At 54.8% G+C, this 11451-nt stretch carries 7 protein-coding genes, 2 pseudogenes and 1 other annotated feature; all 9 genes and pseudogenes read left to right on the top strand.

From position 1 onward, the window contains the following. Positions 1–126 precede the first annotated feature (126 nt). The 9 genes and pseudogenes from RGAI101_RS05945 to istB all read left to right on the top strand — a co-directional run bounded on the left by RGAI101_RS05945 (position 127) and on the right by istB (position 11376). Positions 127–1191, top strand: a complete 1065-nt coding sequence (locus RGAI101_RS05945; RefSeq protein WP_008226613.1) for a type III polyketide synthase — start codon at positions 127–129, stop codon at positions 1189–1191. Further along, positions 1188–1688 carry an isoprenylcysteine carboxyl methyltransferase family protein gene (locus RGAI101_RS05940; protein WP_008227076.1) on the top strand — a complete coding sequence of 167 codons (501 nt, stop codon included), beginning with the start codon at positions 1188–1190 and terminating at the stop codon, positions 1686–1688. The genes RGAI101_RS05945 and RGAI101_RS05940 overlap by 4 nt, the downstream gene beginning before the upstream one ends. 2 nt (positions 1689–1690) lie before the next feature. Beyond that, a complete protein-coding gene (locus RGAI101_RS05935; RefSeq protein WP_037227523.1) occupies positions 1691–3853 on the top strand; it encodes an efflux RND transporter permease subunit in 2163 nt (720 codons plus the stop codon). An 882-nt stretch (positions 3854–4735) separates the two neighbouring features. Further along, positions 4736–4816, top strand: coding sequence for a plastocyanin/azurin family copper-binding protein (locus RGAI101_RS22615; RefSeq protein ID WP_368072196.1), 81 nt, complete (start codon positions 4736–4738; stop codon positions 4814–4816). Between the two features lie 624 nt (positions 4817–5440). Further along, positions 5441–6961, top strand: a complete 1521-nt coding sequence (locus RGAI101_RS05930) for a peptidoglycan-binding domain-containing protein (RefSeq protein ID WP_037227520.1) — start codon at positions 5441–5443, stop codon at positions 6959–6961. Between the two features lie 848 nt (positions 6962–7809). Then, positions 7810–9030: pseudogene (gene istA, locus RGAI101_RS05925) on the top strand (IS21 family transposase); the annotation flags it as partial. Positions 9031–9084: 54 nt separating this feature from the next. Then, positions 9085–10310, top strand: a protein-coding gene (locus RGAI101_RS05915; protein ID WP_085980055.1) for an IS3 family transposase whose coding sequence is annotated in 2 segments (ribosomal slippage) — positions 9085–9373 and positions 9373–10310 — 1227 coding nt in all. Because the reading frame shifts where the segments join, the coding sequence is not laid out codon by codon here. After that, positions 9366–9482, top strand: a sequence feature (AL1L pseudoknot). Its footprint overlaps the gene before it by 117 nt. Positions 10311–10348: 38 nt before the next feature. Further along, positions 10349–10621: pseudogene (locus RGAI101_RS05910) on the top strand (IS21 family transposase); the annotation flags it as partial. Continuing rightward, the gene (istB, locus tag RGAI101_RS05905; RefSeq protein ID WP_008225471.1) at positions 10618–11376 is read left to right on the top strand and encodes an IS21-like element helper ATPase IstB; all 759 of its coding nucleotides are present in this window, start codon (positions 10618–10620) and stop codon (positions 11374–11376) included. The pseudogene RGAI101_RS05910 and the gene istB, both read left to right, overlap by 4 nt. The last annotated feature ends 75 nt before the right edge of the window (positions 11377–11451 follow it).

Below are 11451 nucleotides of genomic sequence, written 5' to 3'. Positions count from 1 at the left end.
AGGGTTCTACCCTCTAGATGACGGAACGTAACAGCCTCTTGCGAGTTGTTCATTTAGCGAAAAAGCTACATCTCTATTGAGGACTGAACGCCATCCGATCAGCCCTAAGTTTGTAAAGGGTTTGTGATGTCAGTCTATCTTCATGGTTTGTCCACCGCGTTGCCGCCGCACTGTTTAACTCAATCCGAGGTCAGGGAACGCGCATCCATCATCTTTGGTCAGAAGTACCCGCAGTTTGACCGGCTGTCGAAGACGTTCGACACAGCCGGTATCGACAAGCGATATTCCGTTGTGCCTATCGACTGGTTCACGCAAAATCATGGCTGGTCAGACCGGAATGCAGCTTTCATGACAGGTGCAAAGGCGCTGTTCATTGAGGCAGCACAACGCGCTCTTGATTATGCAGGTTGGACTGGGGCTGACGTCGATTGCGTCGTCACTGTGACGTCTACGGGTATCGCGACGCCGTCCTTAGAGGCTCAAGTCTTTTCCGAAATGAGCTTTCGAGAAGATGTCATGCGCGTTCCGGTTTTTGGTTTGGGATGCGCTGGTGGCGTTTCAGGACTATCTACAGCGCAAGCAATTGCAGCAGGCCGACCAGGATTGAAAGTGCTGTTGGTCGTTGTTGAGGCATGTTCCCTGTCGTTTCGCGCAGATCGCCTCCAAAAAGCTGACATCATCGCGACGGTCCTATTTGGTGACGGGGCTGCCGCCTCTTGTATCAGTTCTGCCGCGCCGGCTTCCGGCAAGATCATCACACTCAGCCAAGGCCACCAAAAAATGTGGCCAGGCACGCTTGATATCATGGGCTGGGATGTTGATGAAACGGGCTTTGGCGTTGTCTTTGATCGCTCGATACCGACCTTTGTGACGGAAGAATTCGCCGCCGCAACCGATGGAGCGCTGAAGGCCGCAAATTTGGACCACGGTCAAATTGACCGATACGTTTGCCACCCTGGCGGCGCAAAGGTCGTGGATGCGATCGAGGGCGCGTTGCGCCTTGAACAGGGATCGTTGAACGCAGAACGTGACACATTGAGGGCAGCAGGAAACATGTCAGCCCCAACAGTGATGTTCGTAATGAAATCAGTGCTTGAGGCAGGAAATACAGGGCAAATGATGGCTTGTGCATTGGGACCAGGATTCACCGCGTCCTTCATGCCGTTCCACGTCACCGCGGAGGCGGCATGATAGAAACTGCAACTCTGCTCTTCCTTGGATTTATCGTCATCCAGCGGCTTAGCGAACTGGTCATCGCAAAACGCAACACTGCAAACCTTTTGGCAAAGGGCGCTTACGAGGTAGGCGCGTCGCATTATCCGGTCATGGTAGTGATGCATAGCGCATGGATCACGTGCCTGTTGATTTTTGGATACGATGAAGCGGTCACTTTCGGATGGCTTGCCGTGTTTGCAGTTCTGCAAATTTTCAGGGTCTGGATACTGGGCAGTTTGGGCAGCCCATGGACAACGCGCATCATCATCCTTGAAGAACCGCTGGTTGTGCGCGGCCCGTTCAAATACCTCTCTCACCCCAATTATATGCTGGTCGTGGCCGAAATCATTGTCGCGCCAATGGTTTTGGGCCTCGTTTGGGTAGCAGTAGTCTTTACCGGGCTGAATGCCGTCATGTTGTGGGTTCGCATTGGGATGGAGCACAAAGCGCTTGCGCCACTTCGGACGGCCTAATCTTGTCGTGGGGCATAGGGTTCGGGGCTGAACGCCTGGGCTTGGTCGCCCTCATATTTCCACGTATCATCGCGCTTTGCCTGCTCGCCGCACTGGCCCTCATTGGCACCAGTTTTTCCCGCCTCTCCTTTGACGATGATATCCACCGTGTTTTTCTATCAGACAGCCAATTGTCACAGGCGCAACGCGCGTATGAGGCCGAGCAATCTCCCCCTCTCAGCACTGCAATGGTCTACGTCACATCGCAAGGGGCGCTAAATGCAGAGCAATTGACCGCACTGCGCGACTTGTCGCTGGACCTTGAATTTGTGGAGGGAGTCACAGCAGTTGCGTCGCCTTTTGTCCTCAGACGGCCACCCTCTGTCGAAGCACCGTCAGGAATGCCCCTATTCGGAACCCAGATTGATGCGACTTTTGCGGATGACTTGACCACTTTTGAGGCTTTGGACACAGGGTTGCCAACATTTGTAAACCACACTCTGACGGCGATGTTGCTCAGTGTGTCGATCGACACCGATCAAACGACCATTGCCACTGCAATGACCGATATCCAAGCAGAACTGGACCGCGCCTTACCCGCAGGTTTATCTGCCAGCCTGACCGGCGAAGACATTATCAGCAATGAAATCGTTTCCGGGTTAAAGGATGATCTGATCGCGTTGAATGTCTGGGGCGCTTTGGTTATCGCGCTTGCCGCCTTTGCGCTGTTGCGTGATTTGCGGCTGGCGCTGTTGGCGGTTGTGCCGGCGCTCTTAGGGGCGTCAAGTGTGCTGGCGCTGTCAGTCTGGCTGGGGTATCCGATCACCGTGTTGAGCAATGTCATCCCGATCCTGTTGCTGGTTTTGGGAGTCGCTGACGGTGTTCACCTCACGGCACATCTAAAAGAGAATGGCTCTTTGCGGGGTGCTATTGAAGACGTCGGTCCCGCATGTGCATTGACGGCGCTGACAACGGCGGTCGCATTCGCCAGCATCATGTTTACTGGAAACGCGCAGCTTTTTGAGTTTGCAATACTGGGTGCAATCGGCACGACGCTGTCCTTTGTATTCGTCATCGTGACATTCGCATTGTTGGGGCGGATCATACCGCTATCAGACGAGCCAATTCCCCAAACCAGCGCGGTTTTTGCAAACAAACTGACAGCTATAGGTGCATCGCTTCCCAGCGCAACGGTGGCAACCTGTATCTTGACCCTTGTTGCCGCGACATGGGGCTTTAGCGAGACGAAGGCATGGTTTCCTCTCTATCAAAATCTCCCAGATAGCAGCGCAACCCTCAGAACCAACGACGCTATTGCAGATGATTTCGGCGGTGTTTTCCAGATGATCGTCGAAACTACAGGTGACTGGGTGCAAAGGCAAAACTTGGTCGCACAGCTCGAGGCCGTCAGCCCGTCAAAGACGGTCCTTTCGGAAGTGAATTTTGCACGTTGGCTGGGCCATCCAAACGAGCAGCCGACGGCAGAAGAGCTGGAAACTCTCCCAAATGCTCTGGTCGATCAACTGCGCAGTGAAAATGATACTGCCAGCATCTTTGTGTCCATGCCCGAACCCATGCGCAGCGATGAAAGTTTGGCCCACTTTGATCTGATCTATGACACCGCCGTCACGGCAGGTGCTGACACGATCATCGGCCTGCCCACGATCATGCGGCAAGAAGCTGTTAGTCTTATTGAACAGCTCTCGTATGGCTTGATCGTAGCGAGCCTTGGCGCGACGGTTCTAGTGGCCATCGCATTTCGTTCGGCTCGCTTGATTCCGGTACTCATTATTCCTAACACCTTGCCGCTTATGATCACCGGCGCATCGCTGCATTTTTGGGCGCAGGGTCAGCTTAGTCCGACAGCCGTTCTTGCTCTGACAATCGCATTTGGTATCGCCATTGATGACACCGTTCACTTTCTCAACCGGTTCTACAATGCGAAGGCGAATGGCGAAACCTCTGCAAAGGCCGTGACGACAGCAGCCAAGTCAGCGGGACAAGTCATGGTGTTGACGACGCTTTTGCTGACGGTGGGATTGTCGGTGACGCTGTTCAGCGATTTTACCCCGATCCGCCTGTTTGGCGGCATGATGATCGCAACGCTATGGGCTGCATTGTTGATCGATCTTCTATTACTGCCTGCTTTGTTGACTTGGAAAAGGACCGCAGATGTTTCTGTCTAAAATCACTTTCCTCATAGCGCTGACGGCGGCGTCGACTGCGCTGTCAGGGCCTCTTGCCGACATGGATGGCAGCTGGAGAGGATCAGGCTGGGCCAGAGAAACCCTGCAAGGCCCGCAAGAGACAGTGCGTTGCCAGATAGCGAATAGCTATGACAAGTCAGCTTTGACATTGACGCTCTCAGGTCAATGCGTTGTGCCTAGACGTAGGTTGACCATAGCAGGAACACTGACAGGGTCAGAAGGCATAGAGCGGATCACGGGGCGTTGGTCCAACCCAGATGGCATTGGCAGTGTTCGTATCGTAGGTACCCAACGCGATGGGATTGTCGCTTTCAACTTTAGCGCAACTGATCCAGCAACGGGCGGTAAGCTTGCACAAAACGTCGAATGGCGTGTCTCGGATGGAACGCTTCGATTGCGGTCTACGGATCGCAGTGACCCGAGCATTATGATGTCAGATATCTCATTTGGCAGATAAATGGTGTTCACTGCCAGCAGCTTCACAAGAATTTTCAAAAATCATGTCGGCAAAGATATGCCAAACAGACATCAATAATCATAAAAAAACCTATAATTTTGGCCATCGCACCGCTTTATCTGGCTGTCGCTTGTACGACGACCGGCCCTGCTGTCACTGGTGAAACAGAACCTGGCACGGCGGTGGTGATCGACATATAACCGATCTTTCGTTTCGCACCGACACCGCAAACTATCTTGGTCGGTGACACTGTCGAGTTCCACAATGTGTCGGCATTTGTTCACTCGGTATCGACACGCCCTGCCACGCCAGAAGAAACCGCGTCGACTGAACTGCCTGCTGGAGCAGAAAGCTTTGATTCCGGCGAAATACCTGCGGGCGGTATTTATTGACAGGTATTGGCTGTGCCGGGAACGTATAAGTATTTCTGTGATCCACATCACGGCGCTGGAATGGTCGGGACGATAATTATAATCGAAGGGTAGCTGATCCAACTATTTGCAGGCGGGAGCGGGTCGTTCCACTGCAATTGGTTTTATAGTCCGAAAACTATCGCCTCAACGCTGCAAATCGCATTACATTTCCCTCGTATCGGATACTCCAAAAGTAGTCATTCGTTACCTCTGCAGCATTCGACACTTTGGGCTCTGACCCGCCATTACCTGCACCTTGTTCGAAGGTCCGCACTGGGCCGTTCGTGTCGATCGACACCAAGGGCGGAAAGCATGCGTAATTGGGCTGACCATGCACTTAGGTCGAGCTCCCGATAGGATCGAAATCTGTTGCTGATACAATGGTCTTAAAAGGATAGTTTGCCCAATTAACCAGCAAAGTCCCAGCGTTGAAGCACTGCCATGGCTTGAGACACCAACGTCTCTTCAAGCCCGCCTAACACATTCCGGTTGCTGGAGGGTTAAGACTAGTTCAAATCCTTCCGACAACACCCATTTGAGCGGTTTCGCTCATCAATCTTCTGCCGGGGCTTAAAGCGCTTGATCAGTAGGCAAAATCACTCGATTGTTCATGAGCGCTATGCAAATAGGGGAAGGTCAGGTTATCGGTACAAGCGGTGGCACCAGACGCTTCCCTTCTTCAGAAAAGGAAGCCCAATGCGGACCTTCACACTCCCTCTTATCTTAATGGCAAGTTTTGGGCTGAGCACGCCCGTCCTGGGGCGGGATCTGAGCGACGTCATCGGTGGTATTGCCCAATCACTGATCCAGCAAGAGGTGGACCGAAACGCCTATGTCGCCGCGCAGAACGCAAATACCGTCTCAGCCTACCGCGACTATCTGGCGAAGTTTGAGAACGGGAGGTACCGTACCAATGCCGAAAATGCCCTTGCACGGCTGGGCACGCCGGTTGAGGGTTCTCCGGCATCAGCGGCTCAGGCTGAGGCTAGGCTGGGCATCACCTTCACACAGCGCGTGTCTGTGCAGCGAGAGTTGACACGGATGGGCTACAAGACCTACGGCACCGACGGCGTCTGGGGTCGCAATACCCGCAGTGCTATTTCCAATTGGCAGCGAGACAGGGGTGACAAAGTCACTGGTTACGTCACAGGCGAGCAATTGCGGCTGCTGGCACGGGGCACTGTGGTGACACCACCTTCTGAGGATCAGTCGTCGGGCGATTTGACGCCTGCTCAGGCTGAGGCTAGGCTGAGCACCACTGTCGTACAGCGCGTGTCGGTGCAGCGAGAGTTGACACGGATGGGCTACAAGACCTACGGCACCGACGGCATCTGGGGTCGCAATACCCGCAGTGCTATTTCCAACTGGCAGCGAGACAGGGGTGACAAAGTCACTGGTTACGTCACAGGCGAGCAATTGCGGCTGCTGGCACGGGACACTGTGGTGACACCACCCTCTGAGGATCAGTCGTCGGGCGATTTGACGCCTGCTCAGGCTGAGGCTAGGCTGAGCACCACCGTCGTACAGCGCGTGTCGGTGCAGCGAGAGTTGACACGGATGGGCTACAAGACCTACGGCACCGACGGCATCTGGGGTCGCAATACCCGCAGTGCTATTTCCAACTGGCAGCGAGACAGGGGTGACAAAGTCACTGGTTACGTCACAGGCGAGCAATTGCGGCTGCTGGCACGGGGCACTGTGGTGACACCACCCTCTGAGGATCAGTCGTCGGGCGATTTGACGCCTGCTCAGATCGAGGCAGCGTTGCGCCTTACGCGCGCTCAACGGATTACGATCCAACGCCAACTGAAAGCGGTCGGTTATGATGCTGGTGTGGCAGACGGGCTCTGGGGCAGCCGCACGCGTGCAGCAATTTCTGCCTGGCAGCGAGCGAACCAAGGGACGCCTACCGGGTACGTCACTGAGACTCAGGTCAGGTTGATCGCCAACCAAGCGGGAACTGCTGCCGCTGCGCCGGATGATAGCGCGTCTGGTCCAGCGCTAGAGGAAAGCCTTCTCGGGCTTACGCGCGCAGAGAGGGTAGATTTGCAGCGCCGACTGGTGCGGCTTGGCTACAAATCATCGCCCACCGACGGAATATTTAGTTCTGAGACCCGGCGCGCTGTTGCTGAATGGCAGGCGAGAGAAGGCGAGACTGCGACGGGATATCTGACGGCGGATCAGGTAAGGCTGATTAGGGTTGAAACGGGAGGGTAGGGCGATCTTTTCAGAGTAAATCGGCTTAAGGCGGGCAGGGAAGATTTCCAGCGTTTGGAGATGACTAAGCCTGACACATCTCCCTCTCTCTGTTTCAAAACGAGCCATAAGGTTATCCGCTTTGCGCTGATGCCGTATTTCAGATTTTCTCTGCAACTCTGAAATGTTGAGGCGACAGTTGTAAAGGTTGCTCTAACAAAGCCAAGAGCGAGGCCGTCCCGCCCTCAGCGCAGGCTTAAGATTTGCAGCATCAGTCATTTTGAGCTCTTTGCTGCAGTCCGCTTCGTGATGCACCAAGGTCGGCTTTGGGCCGTTCATGTCGATCGGCACCAAGGGGCGGAAAGTGTGCACTCGCTGCAAGTGCTCGGTCCATGCCTTGGTGACGCGAAAGCCGCCATTCAAAGATCGAACCCCCCGATCAATCGTGCTGCACACTCCACCAAAGGCAGCAATGCGCAGATAGTGTACTTTGCAAAGTCGAGCGAACGGCCCGGAGCAGACATTGGCGCAGATGATGGGCGCTGCGCTGCAGCTTCCCCAAAGCAGACCTTGGTCGGTCGTGCAGCATTCTCTACCGCCGAATGTCGTAGAAGCGGGACAAAGCGGACCTTCGCTACGATGAAGCGAATGTCGACGTAGCGTCCGCATCGTTACCCTTTCAAATGGCCTGACATTTTTTTGGCCCTGCCCTGAAAAAAACGCTGAAGCTAATAATTCTTAAGCCCAAAGTGTGTGATCGGCGGAGCAATACTCGACCACGGTAGCGGCGGCGTAGTGCGGTCGCGGGCGGCTTAAAAGTCGGCCACTTTGGCCCTTTCATTTGATGGGAGGGTTTGGGGATATTCACTGTGGAATTATATTTGAAGGTGCGTCGCGCCCATTTTCAGGATGGGTTGAGCGGGCGGCAGATAGCTCGGGATTTTGGGATCAGCCGGGACAGTGTTGGGAAGATGTTGGCGCATTCTGAGCCCCCTGGATACCGGCGGACGGCGGCGATTAAACGCCCGAAGTTGGATGCATATATCGATCAGATTGATCGGTGGTTGGCGGAAGACAAGATGCGCCCTCGTAAGCAGCGACACACATCCAAGCGCATTTTTGAACGGCTCCGTGATGAATGCGGCTTCAACGGCGGGTACACCATCGTCAAAGATTATGTGCGCAACAAGAAGCGCGGTTCGCGTGAGATGTTCGTGCCGTTGAGCCATCCGCCCGGACATGCGCAGGCCGACTTTGGCGAAGCGTTGGTTGTGATTGGTGGCATTGAGCAGAAAGCCTATTTCTTCGCGCTGGATCTGCCGCATAGTGATGCCTGTTATGTCCGTGCCTATCCTGCCGCGAACACCGAGGCTTGGTTGGATGGGCATGTTCACGCGTTTGCGTTCTTTGGAGCGGTGCCACAGTCGGTGCTCTACGACAATGACCGTTGCTTGGTTGCAAAGATCATGCCGAATGGCGAACGTCAGAGAACACAGCGGTTCAGCGCGATGCTGTCGCATTACGTGGTCCGAGACCGATACGGTCGCCCCGGAAAGGGGAACGATAAAGGTAAAGTCGAAGGTCTCGTCGGCTATTCTCGTCGTAACTTCATGGTACCAATGCCCCGCTTTGCGAGTTGGGCAGCGTTCAACGATTACCTCGAAGAACAGTGCTGCAAACGGCAAGCAGACATCTTGCGCGGCTATAAGATCAGCATCGGTGAACGATTGCAGGCTGATCTGGCTGCGATGCAGGGCTTGCCAGATGCGCCGTTTGAAGCTTGCGACCTGCGCAGTGGCCAGGTCACATCGACATCCGTGGTGCGCTATCGCGGCAATGATTACTCAGTGCCGGTGGCCTTTGGTCACCGTGAGGTCTGGATAAAGGGATTTGTGGATCGGGTCGTTATTGGCTGCGCTGCTGAGGTGATTGCGCAGCATGTCAGGTCATACGACAAAGACGATATCACCTTTGACCCTGTGCATTATCTACGACTGATTGAGCGTAAGATCATGGCCTTTGATCAGGCAGCTCCGTTGCAAAACTGGAACCTACCTGATGCATTTTCAACGTTGCAACGGTTGTTGGAAGTGAACCGCGCCGGGTTTGCCGGAGGCTCCAACTCATGAGTAGGATGGAGCATCATGAACAAAACAACGAACAAATATACTCCAGAAGTGCGCGAACGTGCCGTACGGATGGTTTTGGACAATCAAGGGCAGCATGACAGCCGCTGGTCTGCGATCCTGTCAATTTCTGCGAAGATCGGCTGTGCGCCGCAAACGCTGAACGAATGGGTGAAGAAGGTCGAGGTCGACACCGGTCAGCGTGGTGGCGTGACGACCGAGATGGTCGAGAAGATGAAGGCGCTTGAACGTGAGAACCGCGAGTTGAAGCAAGCCAACGAGATCCTTCGCAAGGCCTCTGCGTATTTTGCACAGGCGGAGCTCGACCGCCCGTTCAAGAAATGATCCGCTTCATCAACGATCACCGCGCAGATCATGGGGTCGAGCCGATTTGCAGGGTTCTGCCGATTGCCCCAGCCACTTTCTATGATCATTTGGCCAAGCAGGCTGATCCTTCGCGTCTGTCGGATCGCGCCAAACGTGACGAAGAACTGACGCCTGAGATCGAACGTGTCTTTGAGGAGAATCTGAAGGTCTATGGCGTTCGTAAAATTTGGCACCAGATGCGCAGGGAAGGCTTTGACATTGCACGCTGCACTGTTGCCAGACTGATGAAGGACATTGGCATCGAAGGCGTCATTCGTGGCAAGAAGCCACGAACAACCATGCCTGACAAGGCGCTGCCGTGCCCATTAGATCGGGTGAACCGCCAGTTCTATGCGCCTGCGCCAAACGGACTCTGGGTGAGTGACTTCACCTACGTCGCAACCTGGCAAGGGTTCGTATATGTGGCCTTCGTCATCGATGTCTTTGCGCGGCGCATCGTCGGTTGGCGTGCCAGCCGTACAGCAAACGCTGGCTTTGTTCTCGACGCACTTGAACAGGCCATTCATCAACGCAGGCCAGCACAAGATCAACTGGTGCATCACTCGGATCGCGGTTCCCAATACCTATCAATCAAGTACACCGAACGGCTGGCTGAAGCCAAAATTGCCCCATCGGTCGGCAGCGTCGGCGACTCGTATGACAATGCCTTGGCCGAGACGATCAACGGCCTGTTCAAAGCAGAAGTCATTCACAGACGCGGGCCATGGCGCAGCTTTGAAGCCGTCGAATATGCCACCCTCGAATGGGTCGACTGGTTCAACAATCGCCGCCTGCTGGAGCCAATCGGGAACATCCCGCCAGCCGAAGCAGAGGCAAACTTCTATGCCGCTATGGAAAGATCAGACATGGCCGCGTAACTAAGACAAATTAGCCTCCGGCAAACCCGGCGCGGTTCAAAGCGCGGCAGGGCAAGGCTGGGAAGCGCGAGTACGTGCAGGTCCTCCGTCTGCTGGAACGCTTTGAGATGGAGGTGCTGCACAATGCAGTCAAAGATGCGCTTCAAATGGGAGCCATCAGCTTTGATGCCATCAAACACCTTGTGCTATGCCGCGTTGAACGCAGGCAGCCTCGGTTGGATTTGGATCTCTATCCGTTTCTGCCCAGAACGCATGTCGCGACGACATCAGCCGCATCCTACATGAGCCTGCTGGATGGAGGTGGCGCATGACCGATGCACCAGAACTGCTCTTGGCCAACCATCTCAAAACCCTGCGCTTACCGACCTTCCAGCGTGAACACGACAAGCTCGCGCGCATCTGTGCCGCGCAGGGCGTGGATCATGTCCGTTATTTGGCCCGGCTGACCGAGCTTGAACTGATCGACCGCGAACGCCGCATGGTCGAGCGCAGGATCAAATCGGCCAAGTTCCCAGCCGTCAAAAGCCTGGACAGTTTCGACTTCAAGGCAATCCCGTCGTTGAACAAGATGATGGTCTTGGATCTGGCGCGGTGTGATTGGGTCGAACGGCGGGAGAATGTCATCGCACTTGGCCCATCTGGCACTGGAAAGACCCACATCGCCCTCGGGTTGGGCCTGGCCGCCTGCCAAAAGGGCATGCCTGTCGCTTTTGTCACGGCGGCCTCACTGGTGAACGAGTTGATGGAAGCGCGAGACGAGAAACGGCTGCTGCGATTGCAACGCCAGCTCGCTAAGGTCAGCCTGTTGATCATCGATGAACTGGGTTTTGTGCCGCTCAGTAAAACAGGCGCTGAACTGCTGTTCGAACTGATCTCGCAACGCTACGAGCGTGGATCAACACTCATCACCAGCAACCTGCCGTTCGAAGAGTGGACAGAAACCTTCGGCACAGAACGACTGACCGGCGCATTACTGGATCGGCTGACACACCACGTGAACATTCTGGAAATGAATGGTGAAAGCTACAGGCTCAATCAGAGCAAATCAAAGCGTACCAAAACTTAACACATCATCAGGTTGGCCTGACGGCCAACGCGCCATGGAACGTGCTTGCTACTTAATGGCATCACGCCCCAAGGC

This window comes from Roseobacter sp. GAI101 (genome assembly GCF_000156335.1).
Lineage (GTDB): Bacteria > Pseudomonadota > Alphaproteobacteria > Rhodobacterales > Rhodobacteraceae > Sulfitobacter.
Note: the sequence above shows the minus strand (reverse complement) of the source record. Positions and strands in the feature narration are given on the sequence as shown.